The organism is Zhengella mangrovi, assembly GCF_002727065.1.
GTDB lineage: Bacteria > Pseudomonadota > Alphaproteobacteria > Rhizobiales > Rhizobiaceae > Zhengella > Zhengella mangrovi.
This window is the reverse complement of sequence record NZ_PDVP01000007.1, coordinates 40,045-58,422: the sequence shown is the minus strand read 5'-3', so window position 1 is coordinate 58,422 and position 18,378 is coordinate 40,045. Positions and strand designations below refer to the sequence as shown.

The 18,378-nt window shown below is 62.2% G+C and carries 14 protein-coding genes, 1 tRNA gene and 2 pseudogenes; 9 read left to right on the top strand and 8 right to left on the bottom strand.

Going from position 1 to position 18,378, the window contains the following annotated elements:
* Positions 1 to 51: 51 nt before the first annotated feature.
* The 3 genes from CSC94_RS12915 to CSC94_RS12905 all read right to left on the bottom strand — a co-directional run bounded on the left by CSC94_RS12915 (position 52) and on the right by CSC94_RS12905 (position 2,927).
* The gene (locus CSC94_RS12915; RefSeq protein WP_099306765.1) at positions 52 to 468 is read right to left on the bottom strand and encodes a GFA family protein; all 417 of its coding nucleotides are present in this window, start codon (positions 466 to 468) and stop codon (positions 52 to 54) included.
* 124 nt (positions 469 to 592) lie between these two features.
* The gene (locus tag CSC94_RS12910; protein WP_114647857.1) at positions 593 to 2,257 is read right to left on the bottom strand and encodes a class II 3-deoxy-7-phosphoheptulonate synthase; all 1,665 of its coding nucleotides are present in this window, start codon (positions 2,255 to 2,257) and stop codon (positions 593 to 595) included.
* An 88-nt stretch (positions 2,258 to 2,345) separates the two neighbouring features.
* On the bottom strand, positions 2,346 to 2,927 hold the full coding sequence (locus CSC94_RS12905) for a gamma-glutamylcyclotransferase family protein (protein ID WP_099306764.1): 582 nt from the start codon (positions 2,925 to 2,927) through the stop codon (positions 2,346 to 2,348).
* 88 nt (positions 2,928 to 3,015) lie between these two features.
* Here CSC94_RS12905 and CSC94_RS12900 point away from each other — a divergent pair, with 88 nt between their 5' ends.
* From CSC94_RS12900 to CSC94_RS25275, 3 genes and pseudogenes are all read left to right on the top strand, one after another.
* Positions 3,016 to 3,972: an alpha/beta hydrolase family protein gene (locus CSC94_RS12900; RefSeq protein ID WP_099306763.1), complete on the top strand. Its 957-nt coding sequence runs from the start codon at positions 3,016 to 3,018 to the stop codon at positions 3,970 to 3,972.
* A gap of 512 nt (positions 3,973 to 4,484) precedes the next feature.
* Positions 4,485 to 4,586 (top strand): annotated as a pseudogene (locus tag CSC94_RS25280) (BA14K family protein); the annotation flags it as partial.
* Between the two features lie 623 nt (positions 4,587 to 5,209).
* Positions 5,210 to 5,314, top strand: a pseudogene (locus tag CSC94_RS25275) (BA14K family protein); the annotation flags it as partial.
* Positions 5,315 to 5,588: 274 nt separating this feature from the next.
* Here the strand turns inward: CSC94_RS25275 and gor are convergent.
* The 3 genes from gor to rpiA form a co-directional block, all read right to left on the bottom strand.
* On the bottom strand, positions 5,589 to 6,980 hold the full coding sequence (gene gor / locus CSC94_RS12885) for a glutathione-disulfide reductase (RefSeq protein WP_099306903.1): 1,392 nt from the start codon (positions 6,978 to 6,980) through the stop codon (positions 5,589 to 5,591).
* Between the two features lie 135 nt (positions 6,981 to 7,115).
* The gene (locus CSC94_RS12880; protein ID WP_099306760.1) at positions 7,116 to 7,655 is read right to left on the bottom strand and encodes a DUF2059 domain-containing protein; all 540 of its coding nucleotides are present in this window, start codon (positions 7,653 to 7,655) and stop codon (positions 7,116 to 7,118) included.
* 7 nt (positions 7,656 to 7,662) lie between these two features.
* A complete protein-coding gene (gene rpiA, locus CSC94_RS12875) occupies positions 7,663 to 8,373 on the bottom strand; it encodes a ribose-5-phosphate isomerase RpiA (protein ID WP_099306759.1) in 711 nt (236 codons plus the stop codon).
* 243 nt (positions 8,374 to 8,616) lie between these two features.
* Here rpiA and CSC94_RS12870 point away from each other — a divergent pair, with 243 nt between their 5' ends.
* The 3 genes from CSC94_RS12870 to CSC94_RS12860 all read left to right on the top strand — a co-directional run bounded on the left by CSC94_RS12870 (position 8,617) and on the right by CSC94_RS12860 (position 10,549).
* Positions 8,617 to 9,351 (top strand): HAD family hydrolase, encoded by a 735-nt coding sequence (locus CSC94_RS12870; RefSeq protein WP_099306758.1) that lies wholly within the window; start codon positions 8,617 to 8,619, stop codon positions 9,349 to 9,351.
* 63 nt (positions 9,352 to 9,414) lie between these two features.
* Positions 9,415 to 9,489 (top strand) — tRNA-Val (locus CSC94_RS12865).
* Between the two features lie 478 nt (positions 9,490 to 9,967).
* Positions 9,968 to 10,549, top strand: coding sequence for a hypothetical protein (locus CSC94_RS12860; protein WP_133122895.1), 582 nt, complete (start codon positions 9,968 to 9,970; stop codon positions 10,547 to 10,549).
* 544 nt (positions 10,550 to 11,093) lie between these two features.
* Here CSC94_RS12860 and CSC94_RS12855 read toward each other — a convergent pair.
* A complete protein-coding gene (locus CSC94_RS12855; protein WP_099306756.1) occupies positions 11,094 to 12,386 on the bottom strand; it encodes a TadE/TadG family type IV pilus assembly protein in 1,293 nt (430 codons plus the stop codon).
* A 455-nt stretch (positions 12,387 to 12,841) separates the two neighbouring features.
* On the opposite strand from CSC94_RS12855, the gene CSC94_RS12850 reads away from it, so the two are divergent.
* The 3 genes from CSC94_RS12850 to CSC94_RS12845 all read left to right on the top strand — a co-directional run bounded on the left by CSC94_RS12850 (position 12,842) and on the right by CSC94_RS12845 (position 17,675).
* Positions 12,842 to 14,431 carry a pilus assembly protein gene (locus CSC94_RS12850; RefSeq protein WP_099306755.1) on the top strand — a complete coding sequence of 530 codons (1,590 nt, stop codon included), beginning with the start codon at positions 12,842 to 12,844 and terminating at the stop codon, positions 14,429 to 14,431.
* Positions 14,432 to 14,442: 11 nt separating this feature from the next.
* Positions 14,443 to 14,757 carry a hypothetical protein gene (locus CSC94_RS24250; protein ID WP_133122894.1) on the top strand — a complete coding sequence of 105 codons (315 nt, stop codon included), beginning with the start codon at positions 14,443 to 14,445 and terminating at the stop codon, positions 14,755 to 14,757.
* Between the two features lie 962 nt (positions 14,758 to 15,719).
* Positions 15,720 to 17,675: a methyl-accepting chemotaxis protein gene (locus tag CSC94_RS12845; protein WP_165784422.1), complete on the top strand. Its 1,956-nt coding sequence runs from the start codon at positions 15,720 to 15,722 to the stop codon at positions 17,673 to 17,675.
* A gap of 348 nt (positions 17,676 to 18,023) precedes the next feature.
* Here CSC94_RS12845 and CSC94_RS12840 read toward each other — a convergent pair whose 3' ends face one another.
* On the bottom strand, positions 18,024 to 18,260 hold the full coding sequence (locus tag CSC94_RS12840) for a hypothetical protein (RefSeq protein WP_099306753.1): 237 nt from the start codon (positions 18,258 to 18,260) through the stop codon (positions 18,024 to 18,026).
* Positions 18,261 to 18,378: the final 118 nt, after the last annotated feature.

Sequence of the window (18,378 nt, the reverse complement as noted above, 5' to 3'; positions counted from 1 at the left end):
CGAGCGAACAATCGAAGACTTATCGTTCATCAATTTTGAACGGCGGTGCGATCAGCGCCGTTCCGGCTTCATGTCGTCGAACCCCTCGTCCTGCGGCAGGCCGTCGGCGATGTCGTAATAGTCGCCCTTGTCCGCCACGAAAATGTGCCGTTCGGCTTCCAGGCCCGACGGCGTGTCGAAGGCGCCGGCCAGGATCGAGGTCCGCTCCGATCCGTCCGCCTTCCAGAACAGTGCCGAGCCGCACGTGCCGCAAAATCCGCGCCGCGCGCCGGGACTGGCGGCGTACCAGGTGACCGCCTCTCCGCCCTCGATGGCAAGCCGGTCATCCTCGACGTTCGTCGCGGCGAAATAGTGCCCGGTCTGCTTGCGGCACTGCGAACAATGGCAATAGACCACGCCGCGCAGCACCCCGCGGGTCGTGAACCGGACCGCGCCGCACAGGCATCCGCCCCTTCTCGTTTCCGTCATGATTCCGCTCCAGCCAGACCGGACGCGAGACTGCCACAGCGCGGACCGGGCGCAAACGAAAAACCGCCCGGCGCCAGGGAAACGCCGGACGGTTGACGGGAGGACGGATCGCCCCGCGGACGGCCTATTCGGCGGCCATCTGGTCGGCCGGTGCCCGGTCGCGCTTGAGCCGCTCGGCGATCAGGAAGGCCAGTTCCAGCGACTGCTCGGCGTTCAGCCGCGGGTCGCAATGAGTGTGGTAACGGTCGGACAGATCGTCGGCCGAGATCGCGCGGGCGCCGCCGGTGCACTCGGTCACGTTCTTGCCGGTCATCTCGATATGCACGCCGCCGGCATGGGTGCCCTCGGCCTGGTGCACGTCGAAGAAGCCTTCCACTTCCTTCAGCACGCGTTCGAACGGCCGCGTCTTGTAGCCGCCCGCCGAAATCGTGTTGCCGTGCATCGGGTCGCACGACCAGACGACCTTGCGCCCTTCCCGCTCCACCGCGCGAACCAGCTTCGGCAGGTGCTCGCCCACCTTGTCGGATCCGAAACGGGCGATCAGCGTCAGCCGTCCGGCCTCGTTGTTCGGGTTCAGGATGTCGATCAGGTTCAGCAGGCCGTCGGGATCCATCGACGGACCGCACTTCAGGCCGATCGGGTTTTCCACGCCGCGGCAGTATTCCACGTGCGCATGGTCGGGCTGGCGGGTCCGGTCGCCGATCCACAGCATGTGGCCGGAGGTCGCGTACCAGTTGCCGGACGTGGAATCGACGCGCGTCAGCGCTTCCTCGTAGCCGAGCAGCAGCGCCTCGTGGCTGGTGTAGAACTCGGTTTCCGAAAGGCTGCGGTGATTGTCCGCGGTGATGCCGATGGCGCGCATGAAGTCGATCGTCTCGGTGATGCGGGCCGAAAGCGCCTCGTAGCGGTTGCGCTGCGGGCTGTCGGAGACGAAGCCGAGCATCCAGCGGTGCACGTTGTCCAGGCTGGCGAAACCGCCCTGCGCGAAGGCGCGCAACAGGTTCAGCGTCGCCGCCGACTGCCGGTAGGCCATTGCCTGGCGCTGCGGATCGGGAATGCGCGAGGCGTCGTCGAAGTCGATGCCGTTGATGATGTCGCCGCGGTAGGAGGGCAGCGTCTTGCCGTCCTTCGTCTCGTTGTCGGAAGAGCGCGGCTTGGCGAACTGCCCGGCGATGCGGCCAACCTTCACCACCGGCTTGGAACCGGCGAAGGTCAGCACCACGGCCATCTGCAGGAAGGCGCGGAAGAAGTCGCGGATATTGTCGGCGCCGTGCTCGGCGAAGCTCTCGGCGCAATCGCCGCCCTGCAACAGGAAGGCCTTGCCCTCGGCCACGGCGGCCAGGCGTTTCTTCAGCGCCCTCGCCTCTCCGGCAAAGACCAGCGGCGGATAGGTGCGCAAGCGCCCCTCGACCTCGTCCAGCGCTGCCGGGTCCGGGTAGTCCGGCACCTGCAGGATCGGTTTGCTTCTCCAGGAATCCGGGGTCCAGTTTTCGCTCATGGTCGCACCTGTCTTCATCGGGTTTGGCTGTGCCTGGCTGCTCGGCGCAGGGCTCGCAAAGATCGGCTGTCCGGAAAAGGCCCCGTGGTCGGGCACCATCAGCAGGTTTTCGTCGGCCAGCGACTTGATCTTCATCACCGCGATGGATTCGTGAACCCGGTTGGGGTCCATTTCCATGCGGTAGATCGTCGGTTGGGAAACACCCGCCTTCGCCGCCAGTTCGGCCTGCGACAGGTCGAGCATGGAGCGGATGAACTTGATCTGGCGTCCTGTCAGGGTCGGGATATCCACGGGTCTGCTGCCTCTTTCCGTTCAGTCGGAGACCTTAAAGCACCCGTGAATTAAAAATTCAAGCTGTAATTTGTTCTGAATAGATTATTCATTCTACCTGAATTGAAGCCGTCAGCCGGTCGAACAGGTCCCGCTCCTCGGCGCTGGCCGGAACATGGCGCGGATAGACCGGCGCGGCGCGGTCCTCGTGGATCGGCATGTCGAACCGGAAGGTTTCCTGCAGGAACCGCTCCAGCCCGTCCGGCCCGTGCTCATCGAGGAAGCCTTTCATGACCACGTCGAGATAGGACCGGAGGATGCGTGGCGGGTCGCGGTGCACCGGCAGATGGTCCATCGCCTCGTAGACGTAGACCGGGCAAGTTGCCGGCAGCACCTCCACGCCGGACAGCGCGGCCCGGTCCACCAGCCGCCGGTGATAGCGCCCCTCGCGCCTGTCCAGCGCCGGGAGGTTTTCCACCCGGTCGAGAACCAAAAGCCCGTCGCAGCCGGCCTCCGGGTCCGCCGAGACCGTCAGCAGCGCGGCCGGGAATCCCGGCATGTCGGGCCGCGGCCGCCAGTGGCGCCGCCAGCCGGACAGCCGCGCGGGCCAGGCACCTTCGTAAGCCCAGCCGATCGTCGCCCGGTTGACCAGCGAGCCATATCCGAACCAGGCGATGAGACCGGCATCCATGCGAAATCGTCCTTCCCGATGCTGCATCACCGTTTCTATGTGAATTCGGTCACGGATTGAACCGGGCACGGGATGTTAGCATCACTCGATGAACCAGAGACCCGATCACCTTCCCGGCATCGCCCCCGTCGCAGCATCCTGCCTCGATGTCGTGGCGGACATCGTTGAGGTCCGGGATCTCGCCCTGGAGGCGCGCGACGGCTATCCGCTGGCCGCGACGCTCTACGAGAACCGCGTTGCGCCCGGCCCGCTCCTGCTGGTGTCCTCCGCCACCGCCGTATCGCGCCGCTTCTACGACCGCTTCGCCCGGACGGCCTGCCTTTCGGGCTTCCGCGCCGTCATGACCTATGATTATCGCGGCATTGCCGGCTCCAACAGGCCGGCCGGTTGGGCCACGCGGCTCAACATGAAGGACTGGGCGGTCCAGGACTTTGCCGCCGCGGCCCGCGCACTGCGCGCGATCGATCCGGTGCGGCCGATGACCGCCATCGGCCAGTCCATCGGTGGCATCGCCCTCTCCCTCTCCGGCCTTCACCCGCTCTTTGCCCGCCAGGTCCTGGTGGCGTCCGGCCATGGCTGGCGCGGCCACACCGACGAGCGCTGGAAGCTCACCGCCTGGATGGACCTGGCCGCCCGCCCGCTGTCGGCCCTGCTGGGCCACGCGCCGGGCTGGCTTGGCCTTGGCCAGCAGGTGCCGGCCTCGATCCTGGCCGACTGGGCACGCTTCACCCGCCAGCGGGATTACCTGTTTTCCGATCCCGCCGTCCCCGAAGCCCGCCGCATGGCCCTTGTGGATACGCCGACGCTGGCCCTTGGCTTCACCGACGACCCGTGGACAACAGAGCGTGCGCTGGATGCCCTGCTGGCGAAATTCACCCGCGCCCCGATCGACCGCCACGTCATCCGCCCCGCGGACGTGAAGATCGGCCGTATCGGCCACATGGGCTTCTTTCGCGAGGAGGCCCGGACCTCCCTCTGGCAGCCGGTGCTGGCCTGGCTGGGAACCGGTAAACGACCCGGCTTCGGCCGGGAGCACGCGGCCTGACAGGCCCGGCACGCGGTTGTGCATCCGTCACCCGGCGTGGCACAACTTAAATTAGCATTGCAACAACTTTTAATTGATTCCCGTCAAGGTGCCCTTGTCCGCGTCCCGCTAGCCTCGCCGGACCTGCCGGAGTTCCTGCCCCCGTCATCCCGGCCAGGCAAAGGAACAGAGAGGACATCATGAAGACCCTGCTCCGCACGATCCTGCCGGCGATCGCCGGCGTGTCGTGCCTGGCGGCCATCGCGGCCGCCCCATCCGCCATGGCGCTCCCCGCGGGCGGTGCGTCGGTCGCGACGCACGCAGTCACGTCCGTCCGGCCATCCGGCCCGGCGGTTCTGCCGGCCCAGTACATCCCGCCGCCGCCGTTTGGCATGCAGCCGACGCCGCCCGCCTGGCTGGTGCCTCAGACCCCGCGGATGGGACGGCGGGCGCCCGTGCCGCCGCCATCCATGGCCCCGCGCCACGACAACCGGAAGCCGGCGATGGCCGGCAAGCGCAGGCCGATGAAGCGGTCCTGCGATGTCCGCGCCTGCAAGCGCGCCTATCGCACCTTCCGCGCGTCCGACTGCACGTTCCAGCCCTATCGCGGTCCGCGCCGCCAGTGCACGAAATAGGCCGGGCGTTGTGTTTCCCGCCCCGCATGCCGGAACTTCCGGTGCGGGGCGGCGTTGCCCGGCATGCATGTCGCCGGGCGCGGGCGCAACCGCACTGCCGGGCCGGCCGATTGACATCCGTCAATTACGGGACTGGTCTCGGGTGCCTCAATGGGCCACGTTGATGGTCCGGACGGAAACGTCCGGACGATGAAACAGGTTAGGAAGAGACGATGAAGAGAATTTTCCGCTTTTTCATCCCCGGCGCCGTGGGTCTGCTCTGCGCAGTCGCCGCGACCATGGCAGGTCCGGCCGCGGCCGCCTCGTCGGCCGATACGGTGGCCGCTCCCCCGAAACTGGCAACCGGTGGCGCGACCATCCTGCCGGAGCAGGCCACCGCGAAACCGGATATCCAGCTGGCCCAGGGCCGCAACAGCGAGTTCAGGCACACGTACCGGCGTTCGCGCCACTGGCACAGGCGGCCGAACTATGACCTGAGGCAGCGCGCCCCGAGGCACTGGCGGCGCCTGCCGAGGCGGCATTGGCGCTATCCCCCGCCGCGCCACTGGCGCCGGCTGCCGCCGCCGCCTTACTGGGTGTACCCGGTGCCGGTTCCCGGCTGGTATTACGACGACGACGAACCGCCCTACTGCAATTACCGCGCTTGCGCGCGCGCCTATCGCAGCTTCAGGGCGCGGGACTGCACCTACCAGCCCTACCACGGGCCACGGCGCTACTGCACGAAGTAGGAATCCCGGCATGAACGCGCTCCGCGGGACCCTCGCGGAGCGCTTTTTTTCAGGATCGGGAGACGCGGCTCGCCGGTCCACCGGAGAACAGCGCCACAGATGGCACCGTTTCGCGGCGGCATGAAGGTTCGCCGGCAGGCCATTGAAGCGATTCGGAAATCACGCAACCGCCCCCGGGCAATTCCAGCGAAAGTGGACGCCGGTTTCGCGTCCGGAATTGCGCAGCAACAACGCCATGGAGCATTGGAGTAACGCAACGACGGGCGGGAATGTTCTAGTCGAGCCGTTGGCCGTTCTTCACCCGCCAGCTCGGCTGGTACATGGTGACCAGCTCTTCCGCCGCCGACGGGTGAAGCGCCATCGTGCGATCGAAATCGTCCTTCGTCAGCCCCGCCTTGACCGCGATGCCGAGTACCTGCGCCAGTTCGCCGGCATCCGGCCCGAGGATATGGCAGCCCAGGACCCGGCGGGTCACCCCGTCGACGACGATCTTCATGATCATCTTCTCCTGCCGCCCGGACAGCGTGTGCCGCATCGGCCGGAAGGAAGCGCGGTAGATTTCCAGGTCCTCGAACCGGTGCATCGCCTCGTCTTCCGACAGCCCCACCGTGCCGATCTCCGGCTGCGAGAAGACCGCCGTGGCAATCGTGTCGCGGTCCGGCTTCGTCGGACGTCCCTTGTACAGCGTGTCGACGATGCACATCGCCTCGTGGATGGCCACCGGCGTCAGTTGCACCTTGTTGGTGACATCGCCCACCGCCCAGATGTTCTCCACGCTGGTGCGCTGGTAGTCGTCGACGACGACGGCGCCGGCGTGGTCCGTCTCCACCCCTGCCGCGTCCAGCCCCAGCCCCTCGGTGTTCGGCACCCGGCCGATGGCCAGCATGATTTGGTCGGCCTGAAGCGTCTCGCCCCCGGAAAGATGCGCTGTCAGCCCGCCGCCGTCGCGGCGCGCGACCTCGCGGATCACGTTGTGACAGACGATCCGGATGCCCTTGGCCTCCATCGCCTCGTGCAGGCCGCGGCGCATGTCCATGTCGAAGCGGCCCAGGATTTCCTTGCCGCGGTAGACCAGTGTCGTCTCGACCCCAAGTCCGTGGAAGATGTTGGCGAATTCCACCGCGATATAGCCGCCGCCCTCGATGACGATCGCCTTCGGCAGGGTCTCGAGGTGGAAGGCCTCGTTCGACGTGATGCAAAGCTCGTGGCCGGGCAGCGCATTGTGCGGGTTGGCGCGCCCGCCGACGGCGATCAGGATCTGGTCCGCCGTGACCGTCCGGTCCTCGCCGACGAGCCGGACCGTGTGTGCGTCCACCAGTTCGGCGCGGCAGTTGAGAACGGTCGCCCCGGCGTTGTCGAGTCCCTTGCGGTAGAGCCCCTCCAGCCGCGCGATCTCCTTGTCCTTGTTGGCGATCAGCGTCGGCCAGTCGAAAGTCGTTTCGCCGACGCTCCAGCCGAACCCGGCCGCATCCTCGAAGTGCTCGGCGAATTGCGAGGCATAGACGAAGAGCTTCTTGGGCACGCAACCCCGGATGACGCAGGTGCCGCCGTAGCGGTATTCCTCGGCGATCGCGACCCGCTTGCCGAGCGAAGCGGCCAGGCGCCCGGCACGCACGCCGCCGGATCCTCCGCCGATCACGAAGAGGTCGTAGTCATACGCGGTCATGGCAATACCTTTCGAAGTCACGGGATGGCTGGCGCGGATGCGCCTGGGCAGGACATGGTCAGCGATGTCGCAAAGAAAAGGCCCGGCTGCAAGGACCGGGCCGTTCATGTCTGCGTGATGCGCCGGAAGCCGCCCTTACTGGGCCTTCTGGTCGCCTTCGGCCGGCTTCTCCTGCGCGGCCGCATCCTTGGCCAGTTCCTCGCCGACGTTCTGCGCCAGGTCGCGGGCCACGCCCTGCTGCCAGATTTCCGCGGCCTTCATCATCTCGCGCGTGGCGATCGGACCCTCGGAGAGCAGTTTCTTGCCGGCTTCGGTCCGGTAGAAGGCGGCAATGTCCTTCAGGTTCTGTTCGCTGAACGAACGGGCATAGACCTGCGCGATTTCCTTCTCCAGGTCGGCGCGGCGCGAAACCATCTCGATCACTTTTTCCTCGACGACCTTGTTGATCGTGTCGGCCATGTCGGGGTTCTTCTGCACGAGCTGGCCCTGCAGCTGCTGCGCCGTGCCGGGAAGGACCGCGTCGAACTGGTCGGTCACGTGCAGCGCGTTGATCGCGTCCCGGGCGGCCTGCAGGTGGGCATCGGTGATGTCCTGGGCGCCGGCGGAAACGGGAGCCATGAAGAGAACCGCGGCAGCGGCAACCGGAACGAGGCGGGAAAGGAGAAAAGGTTTCATGTCTGGATCAGCTCCGTTGGTTCGTTCGCGGCGTGATTTCCTCCACGCCGCCGGCCCTGGCGACGACCGCCAGCCTGGCCATGTCAATGAAAAGCCCGTGCTCCACCACGCCGGGCACGGCATGCAGGGCGGTTGAAAGCGCTCTTGGATCGGGAATGCGGCCAAAAGATGCATCGAGGATCAGGTGCCCGCCATCGGTGACGAATTCCTGGTCGCCGGCCATGCGCAGCGCGATCGCGCCGTCGAGCCCGAGCGTGCGCGCCGCGGTCTCGACCGCCAGCTTGGTCGCCTGGAGGCCGAAGCGGTTCACCTCAATGGGCAGCGGAAACCGCCCCAGCGGATCGACCAGCTTGCTCTCGTCGGCGATGACGATCATCGCGTCGGACGCCGCCGCCACGATCTTCTCGCGCAGCAGCGCCCCGCCGCCGCCCTTGACGAGCGTCAGTTCCGGGTCGATCTCGTCTGCCCCGTCGATGGTCAGGTCGAGGTGCGGCATCTCGTCCAGCGTCGTCAGCGGCACGCCAAGTTCGCGGCACAGCGCGGCGGTCCGCTCCGATGTCGGCACGCCGATGATCTCCATGCCGCCGGCCACCTCGGCCGCCAGAAGGCGCACGAACTCCTCCGCCGTCGACCCCGTGCCGATGCCCAGTTTCATGCCCGAATGGACATGGCTGAGCGCCACCCGCGCCGCCTCGATCTTCAGCGTCCTCGCATCCATCCGCGTCCTGCTTCCCGCCTTCCCGGTTTCGTCGCCGCTGACCTACCATTTTTGCCGATCAAGGCAAAGCCTTTCTCCCCCGGCGCGAACGCCGTGCGCGCCCGTGCCACCGGGCCTCCCGGCAACGCGAACCGTTTGACCCGGCAGCAAACGCGTTTAAAGACTGGAGCGGCCGCCGCCGGCCATGGCAGGCAGGCCGGCAGGGAACCATCACCGATACCCGTGCGAGGGGAATGCCAGCACATGCCTGACAGGGAAACGGAAGCCGTCATCGTCTTCGATCTGGATGGGACGCTGGTCGATACCGCGCCGGATCTGCTCGACGCGCTCGATCACGCCATCGCCACGGCCGGGCTGCCGCCGGTCGACCAGGCGGCCATGCGCGCCTATGCCGGCCACGGCGGCCGCGCCATGATCGAACGTGCCTTCGCGCAGAATCGCAAGCCGCTGCCGGAAGCCGAGCGCGAACGGCTGCTTGCCGTCTTCCTCGACCATTATACCGGCCGCATGCCCGGCCGCTCGCTGCCCTTCCCCGGCGCGCTCGATGCCATGCGCCGCTTCGAGGACGCCGGCTTCGCCCTCGCCATCTGCACCAACAAGTACGAGCGCCTGGCCCGGCAACTGCTGGAAGGCCTCGGCCTTGCCCACCGCTTCGCCGCGATCGCCGGCGCCGACACCTTCGCCTTCCGCAAGCCCGATCCCCGCCACCTTACCGAAACGATCCGCCGCGCCGCCGGCGACAGGGCCACGGGGCTGATGATCGGCGACACCAATACCGACATCGCGACGGCGAAAGCCGCCGGCCTGCCGGTCGTTGCCGTGGAGTTCGGCTATTCGTCGGAACCGCTGGCGAGCCTCGCGCCGTCCATCATCATCGAACATTTCGACGAGCTGACGCCGGTGCTGGCGCGGCGCCTTCTGAAGGCCGCCGGCGCGCCGCGCGACAAAACCGGCGCGCCCGCGCCGAAAGCGCCTTGACTTGAAGCCGGTGCCCCCCTTATACCGCGCGGCACCGGACAGCGGCACGCGCCGCAACCGACCGGGCGCGTAGCTCAGCGGGAGAGCACTCCCTTCACACGGGAGGGGTCACAGGTTCAATCCCTGTCGCGCCCACCATTGTTTTCAAAGCAAATTCATTGACTTACAGCAATCACAGAGCGTTTTTTTGTGCTTTTGCCTCGTAGAAACGCACCGTAAAAAACGGAACGATACAAGAACAAGAAGGAGTTTGTGGGGGACTAGTGGGGGAAAATCGGGGGAGCCTGTTCCCGATCTGTGCACAAAAATCGGCATCTGTGGACAAGCGGGTTATCCACCCTTGCCAGGCGCGTCTTATCCTTTCCGCATGAAACAGACGAACACGCTAGCAGAGCTGGCCGACATGCACATTGAAGTCTTCGCTTCACCGAAGGCGTGTCTCGCGCCGAAAGAGCTTCCGGATAAGCAACCTCGAACCAGAACCTTACTGGTATGGTAATCGCTTCCGTCAACAAGCTAAGGGCAAAATAGTCCTGCAGATTCCAAAGCATGGCTACTCTCGCAAAACCAGACACTTGCTGGAGGTGGTCGGAATGCATCTACGAAATATGCAAGCTTGGAAAACTGGGACAAATATGCCAATCTTGTTAAATCAGAATATTCGATCTCGGAGAATGCCATTTCAGTTTTGATTCATAACAACGGAGAGAAACAGATGAAACGTTTTTTCAGTTATAGTTCCGGCATCGGGACTATTTTCCTCTCAGCGATAACTGTTTTCCTGATTTCTTTCCTCGCCTCACCGGATCAGGCGCGCGCGGAATGGGTGAAATGCGCGGACGAGAACGGATACTGCTACTTGGAGCAAGGAACAGATGTGAGATACGGCGCAAGGGGCACCTTCGCCATGGACTATTTCGGCGCCGGCAGAATGCACTGCAGCAACAATACGTTTGGCGATCCCTTGTACGGTGTCCGAAAGGCCTGCTTCAAATGGGTAAACGAGCGCTCGCACCGCTGGGTTCATTGCGCAAAGGAGAACGATGTTTGCCGTTTCAGCGGAACCCGACGCGTTCGCTACGGGGCTAGGGGCGCGTATGTCTATGTCGCGGCCAGAAATCAGGTTGCCTGTAACAACCAGACCTTCGGCGATCCATTGTACGGCGTGGTCAAAGATTGCTGGGTCTTAGAGCACTAAGCTGATCGATCAGCACCCAATGCGATCCGACTGACCTCCATCCAGATTGACCAGACCCTACTGGAAAAGGAAGGCGGCCCGAGCCTTGTGGCTGCCTTCTTTCACGATAGGGGCGGGATGTATCGCCAAATGAAACAGCCGTAAATGCTGATGACGCTCCCCATCCCAGGAGGACATATCCACCCCTGCCAAGCCCGCCCTATTCTGCCGGCATGGAACAGACGAACACGCTGGCCGAACTGGCCGACATGCGCATCGATGTCATTGCCTGGTGCTACCAGTGCCGCGGTAGTAGACGGTTTGATGCTGAGGATCTCGCGTCCATCTACGGGCCCGGCCTGACAGTGCGCCGGCTGGCTTTGCGGCTCAGATGCTCGGAGTGCGGAGCTCGGGACTGCGGGGTGCTGTTGTCGCCTCGCGGTAGGTATTGGTCCGGTTAAACAATTGGGGGAAAGCCCGCCACCTTTCGGCAGCGGGCTCTGGTCGTCCGAAGACTGCGTATGTGGAGCTCGATCACATCGCAGTCAACCGGATCGGGTATGTCCTAGTTGATGATCTTCGGCTGCGAGATCATCTTCTCGAAGAGAGCATTCATGGCCTCGGCAATCCCCTCGGTCGGGCTTACCTCGAAGAACAGGCCCGGGGACGCACAGCTTTCCATCCGGGCGCCGATCTCGCTTTCGAACGGCTTGATCCAGGTATTGTACCAGTCGTTCGTCGGAAGCGGGTAATAGGACGTGTAGAGGATGGCGATCTTGACGCCTCGGTTCTTCAGCGTGTCGCAATAGGCCGTGTTGATCGGCTCCTGGCAGCGGCCGCTCGTCGTGGTCTTCTGGCACGACGTGTTGTTGTAGTAGTCCGCTACCCCATCGGACACGAACATAAGGTACTTCAGGCGGGATATCGATGTCGCCCCGGTCCCGGCCGCGGAGATTTCCTTGTCCATTGCTTTCAGGGCAGCATTAAAATCAGTGTCCTGGTCGAAGTTGTAGTTCTGGTACGGCACGGTCATCAGATCGACGGAGGTGGAGGCCTTCGTCCGGATCTGGTTGAGATCGCCCGTCAGCTTGACCAGCCTCTGGAGGCCGGCCGTTTCGGCCTTTTCGCCAAAATGGTAGAGCGCCATTCGATACTGGTCTGGGTAGCTTTCCGTCGAATCGGCTTTGTCCATCATCTTGGCGGTGGCCTGGGCGACGACGTCGATACGCATGGTGACCTTCAGCAATTTCGCCAGCGCGTAGTAGTCGGTAGCGTTGCTGGTCTCATGGCAGGCGAACGCGCACTTGTCCGGCGTGTTCTTGACCATCATGTCAATGTCGGCCTGCGTCGCGCCGAGACCCATCGACGGCGTATTGTCGAGCAGGAGATAGAAATCCGTGAAGGCCGGCGTCGAGTTCATCGCCGAAGCGGAGCCGGAGATGTCAACGCTCTTGACGCCGAGGATCTTCATGAACTCGGTCGGGACCGTCGCTTCAAAGTTGACGACCGCGGTGATGTCCCGCCCGTTTTTCGTGACCGATGGATCGACCTTTGTCACGGCCGTTCTGGCATCGCCGGAGACTTCTGCCTCGAACAGTTTTTCGGCATCGTCGACACCGTCCTTGATGGTGCCGTCGTTCATCATCGACCCGGCGGCGAAGAAGGCCGGCGAAGGGATTGCGACCGAACCGACCGCTGCGGCGTCGGCCGCCTGCTGCAGTTCCGTGCGGATCCGGTCGACCTGGAAGAAATCGATCATCATGCCAATCCCCCCGATCAGCGGGATCGACATCAATCCGAACATCATCGCGAAATTGCCGGATCGGTCTGATAGAAATTGCTTGAGTAACCGCCCCATACTGCACTTCGCCCCAACTGCCATTGCTGCACTGGTTGGCTCAACAGAGATCTCCCAAGCCGTCGAAAAACATTGCAAATGAAGGTTGCAGATTGGTTGACGTAGGGGGCACTTTTGAATCGATCCCGCAGTTATCGCGACATTTCTGTCGGATGTTTGCTGACATCGTATGGCACAGTTGAACGCGCAAGCACCCTCTCTTGATCGAATGAACACGCCGCTTCGCCCATAGCCCAACGGGCCATCACCTTGCGTCACACACTACTTTAGTCGATACTGCTGAGGTTCCTAGCACCTAGTTGTATCCTCTACGCCCGCCACACGCCCGCCCCCCCTCGCAGTGGCGGGCTTTTTTTGCGAAAGTATTCAATTTTAGAGATCTGATTCAGAGGCCCGCGAGACTTTCCTTGTAGCGTGTTTTCGAGTGGCAAGAATTTGCATGGGGTTCAGGGGCAGTGAAGAAGTTTCTGCAGGATCGTTCGGGCAACTTTGCGATTATGTCGGCCTTGTCGGCCGTTCCGCTAATTCTGGGCGTCGGAATAGGGCTTGAGTACTCGGGCCTGACGACGGAAAAGGCCAAGCTTCAAAATGCATTGGATTCCGCTTCGTTGGCTGTTGCGCGCGAAGGCATCAAGATTTCCAACGATATGGCCTATAAGATCGCCGACGAATACGTCCGGTCAAACTACCGTGGCGAAATTGAAAGCGTCACTGTCAATCGGACGGGCTACTCGGTTGCCGTTTCGGCAACCACGGAAAAGAAGCTGGCCTTCGGTTCTATTATCGGCAACGAGACTTGGAAGATCGTCGGCCAGTCAGTGGCCGAGTACAGCCCGGCCCAATATGAATTGTCGTTGGTGCTCGATACCACAGGGTCCATGGAGGGCGCGAAGCTGGCCGCCATGAAGGCCGCAGTGAACACCATGATCGACGCCCTGTCGATCCAGGTGACCACCAAGAGCGCGCTCAAGGTCGGCGTTGTTCCCTATGCGACCTTCGTCAACGTGGGCCCGCAGTATGGCCCCCAGTTCGACGAGAAGGGCAAAGTGATCGACGGTACGGGGGCTGACTGGCTCGACACGAAGGGATTGCTCAAGTACCCGCAGATGGATCTTCCCGCCGGTCTGAGCCGTTTCGAGCTGTATGAAGCGCTTGGCTTCAAGTGGCCTGGCTGCGTCGAAACGCGGATGGATACGCCTGGCATTGACTATGCGCTGACCGACCGCGAAGCGAAATCCAGCGAGGCAATGTCACTTTTCGAACCGACCTTCGCCATCGATGAGCCAGATGACACCTGGTACAACGGGTTCCCGAAGTACCCGAACAACTACATAAAGTCGTCGGTGAAGTTCACCGATCCAGTCTCGACCAAGCTGGCGCGCTACGGTGTCATCAAGGTTGCTGGCCAATGGGTTAAAGACCCGACGCTTGTCGTGAATCTCGATACCTCACCTTCGATCTTCTATTCCAACGAATCTGATCCCAAGGGGCCCGGATACGGCTGTGAGACCGAACCACTGCAGCCACTGACCAGTGATCTGAACAAGGTCAAAAGCAAGGTCAATGCCCTGAAAGCGAATGGATCCACCAACATCACCGAAGGCGTGATGTGGGGCTGGCGGACCCTGTCCGACCGCGAGCCTTTCAGTGAGGGTTCCGCCTCGAACCACGGATCGCGCAAGATCATGGTCGTGCTCACCGACGGCACCAATTCCTATGGCGTCCTCAACAACGACCTGAAATCTGGCTATACCAGCACTGGCTACCTGGTCGACAATCGACTTGATCCGAACGTGTCCGGAACTGTCGATGCCACGACAAAGGCGATGAATGCGCAAACGCTGACTGCCTGCACGAATGCGAAGAACGACGGCATCGAAATCTTCACGATCCGCCTGGAGGAGCCGAACGTCGCGACCGGCACCCTGCTGCAGAGTTGTGCCAGCGGCAGCGACCACTTCTTTGACAGCCCGAACCACGACCAGCTGGAAGCGATCTTCAAGGAGATCAAGGACAAGCTGGTGACCGTCCGCCTGGCGTCTTAGGAGAGAATCCCATGGCTAAAGGATGGTTTTTCATTGTTGAGGGCCGCTCTGGCCCTCAGCCCTATCGTGCCGCAATCGCGGACGAGCTGGCTGCACGCCATGCCGTCATGAAAGAATGCACGGACGGAAGCATCACTTTCTCTCGCCCGTTGGATGAAACGGGTCTCGATGCGGGCACCGTGGCAGCAAGCAGGTTCAGCATTCGTGATCAAGACCAGTCACAATCCGCTGGGTCCCTTCGATCACTTGCCAAGCGAGCGGATGCGACGGATGAGTGGTCGACTGGAACGAAGGTTATTGCGAATCTTCTCAGCTGGCGCATCTGACTGATATCGTTTCTGCGCGCGTCACGAAGTGAGTTGACTATTCGCATGCCAGGTACAGGCGTTCATGCATTGTTGGACCCTTTGTCCGAGCACCGGGTGAGCCAGCTACCTGTGGTGTCTTCTGCCGGCGAGGCAGGCGATCGACCTCTTTGCATTCCATGGCGCGAATGCGCAAAACTACCGTACAGGCTACCACCAAGAACCAAAAAGCCCGCCACCTTTCGGTAGCGGGCTCGGGTGGTCCGGAGCGTTGTGTGTGCGCTGCCCCGGTCCGTCACAGCGCCTAAAGGGGTGGTCAAGCCGTGACGAACAATTGTTAGCTCACCTACCGCTTGCGCTCAAGCTCTTCTCAGCTTCAGCACCTTCGTCACCTACCTAGGTTCAACGATTTGGAGCCGCTGTCCATCTTCCGTGAAAACGTAGTTCCAAGCGATCTCAAATGGTGGTGCTTGGTCTTCTTCGCATGATGTTATTTCCGCCTGCTGCCATGGGCTAACCTTTCTTGCCCCATCGCCGTCAGACCTGGTCGCTCTAACAGTTGCCGATTGAACATAGCTCCGAGCGATGAGGTCACTCGCGGCCCTCACCCAACATGCCATCGGCTTCAGGATCGAAGCCTCCCAGTCACGGTGGCTTTCCATTCCTGCATGTGGCGCCAGCCGAAAGATCTTACCGTCACCTGCCATGACGCATTTCCCAGTCGTTCGGTGATGGATAGATAACAAGGCAAGGGAATGCACGCCACAAAAATGCAGTCGGGCTGGATTCCGTAAGAAAAGATTAAAAATTGAGTGTGACTTTTGACGAGATGATATCAAGGGGCGTGCGATAGGCCCCACGGGCAATATGGGGATGATCCCCACTTTTCTGGAAACGCCGCAACATTAGCGCGGACGGCTTGCAAGCCGTCCGAATGGATATCTGCGACCTGAAGGCAGGTTGCTGTCATGGGGCAAAGGATCATGTCTGAAACAATTCCAAACAACAGTGCCCTGAAGTCGCTCGGTCGATTTCTGAATATTCGCACAAGTGCCATCCTGGCATCGATTGTCATCTTTGCCGCGGCCGGATCTCTGGTCGCGATTGGTCTGTATGCTGAAATCCGAGGTCAGATCGGTAGTGATAATTTCAAGCAGATCATCGAAAACAAGGACCTCGTGGCCGATGTCCTGCCGCCGCCTTCATACGCAATCGAGGCCTACGTCCATGTCTTGGCTGCTGCAGCTGAGCCGGAGACAGCTGGAGCAAATCTTGAAGAGTTCAAGGGGCACAAGGCCGAATACCTGGAACGGCTAGACTATTGGCGCGCCTCGCGAATTAGCCCGCATATCAAGGCCCATCTCCTTGATGACTCCCCGAAGTCTCTGGAACCGTTCTGGGCCGAAGCTGAAGGCACATTTTTCCCGATGCTTATGGCGACGGGGCCAAAGGATCCTGACGCCATCAAGGCGTCGCTTGACCGCCTCTCCGCAGCCTTTGAGGCTCATCGCGCTGTCGTCGCTGAAATCGTCGACAACGCCACCGCAGAAGAACGCCAGATCCAATCTTCGGTTTTGGCGGAAATGGACAGGCTCACAAACCTCGAGCTGCTAGTTGTGGTCTCCGCTTCGGTGATCCTCTCTTTGCTGCTCGTTGGACTTTTCAGGCGCGTTATCCGGCCCCTCAACAGGATTTCAACTTACACGACACGGCTCGCCGCCGGCAGCGATGAGGGCGAGGTTCCGTTCCTCGACCGCAGCGACGAGATCGGTGCGCTGGCCCATTCGGTGCGCGTGTTCAAGCAGGCTTCCGCCGACAATCTGGAACGGCAGCAGCAGATCGCAGCGGAGCGCGAGGAACATGCCCGCATCCGCCAGCAAGCAGACGCACAGGTGCTGGCACAGGCCGAGGCGACGACAGACGCGATCGAGAAGCTCGGCGATGCCCTGCGCACCTTGGCCGACGGAGACCTGACCTCGACGATCGATGTGGATTTCCACCCCGATTTCGAAGGATTGCGGCATGACTTCAACCATTCGGTCGCCAAACTGAGTACTGCACTCCAAGCGGTCGCGGCCAATGGGGACATGATCAACGGCGCGTCCCATGAGTTGCTCACTGCCTCCGATAACCTTTCGCAGCGTACGGAGCGCCAAGCTGCAGCAGTTGAGCAAACAGCCGCCGCCGTTGAAGAGGTCACCAAATCGGTCTCGTCCGCGGCCGAGAATGCTGAAGAGGCAGGTCGCATCGTGCGCAACACTGGCGTAGCGGCCGAGAAAGCCGGCGAAGTGGTCCGCAAGGCAGTTGCGGCCATGGGCGACATCGAGGTTGCGTCGCAGAACATCGGCAATATCGTTGCGATTATCGACGAGGTCGCCTTCCAGACCAACCTGCTGGCGCTGAATGCCAGTGTCGAGGCGGCACGGGCCGGCGAAGCCGGCAAGGGTTTCTCTGTGGTCGCCTCTGAAGTCCGTGAACTCGCGCAGCGTTCGGCCGCCCAAGCCAAGGAGATCAAGAAGCTCATCGACAATTCCAATGCTCTTGTGACGACCGGTGCTGAATTGGTGGGTGAAACCGGGCGCACGTTGGAAACCATCGTTTCCGAAGTCAAGAACGTCGATATCAACGTATCCTCGATCGTCACGGCGGTGAAGGAACAGGCGCTCTCGCTGAACGAGATAAACCGTGCGATCGCTGACATCGAAACCAACACCCAGCAGAACGCGTCGATGGCCGAAGAGGCGACGGCGGCGAGCCACAGCCTGGCCGGCGAGGTCGACGCGCTTTCGCAAATGATTGGCCAGTTTAGACTTGGCGGAGAGACGAGGCGCGCTGGCGGCGAACGCAAGGCCGAACCGGTCCGCGAGCCTGCGCGCCGCGCCGCGCCGCGCATTGTCGGAAACACCGCCCTGAAAGAGGAGGGTTGGGAGGAGTTCTAGGCAGAGGCCCGTAATCTGACTACGGCGTTTGGCGCGGGAGGAATTGCAATGGCAAAAGGCTGGTTCATTGTGTTGAAAAGCAGCACAGGCTCAGAGTCCTCCCGCGTTGCAATCCAGGACGAGCTTAGCGCTCGACTGGTTGTTTTTCGTCGATGCGAGGATGGTGAAACTGAGATTCTTTGACAGATATTGGGAAGCTCTTCGACCAACTGGATGCGATGCTGGAAGAGCAGAAAATATCAAACCCCAATGTCGTCCATTTCAACAGGTCCGAAAAACCAAAGCTGCCGACTGAATAGACTTTGGATACTTATGGCCTGACGCTATGGAAAGCCGGTCATTTCCTATCTATTGGCCGCCGTTCCGTGAGATCAGCGTCTTGATGTCGTGCCGGATCTCACGGAGCATCGCAGCGGTCTCTTCCCGCGACTGAGCAGCGTTGGCCAGGTCTTCCTTCCGCTGCTGCCACAGACGCCGGATTTCCTTCTCGTTTGCTATGCCGCGCGCCTCGAGGCGGAAGAACCATGCCGCTGCCGCGACGAACGCCGCGATAACGCCCCACCATTCCTTGAGCACTTCGCCCATTTCACTTGCTCCCATGGCGCTTGCACTCCGAAGCTGTCCAGACCCTTGCCCCGCACAGCCCCGCGGCTGTGTCGTCGATCTTCTCCTGGTCAATCGGCGTGGCGCCACGAGCCCCGAT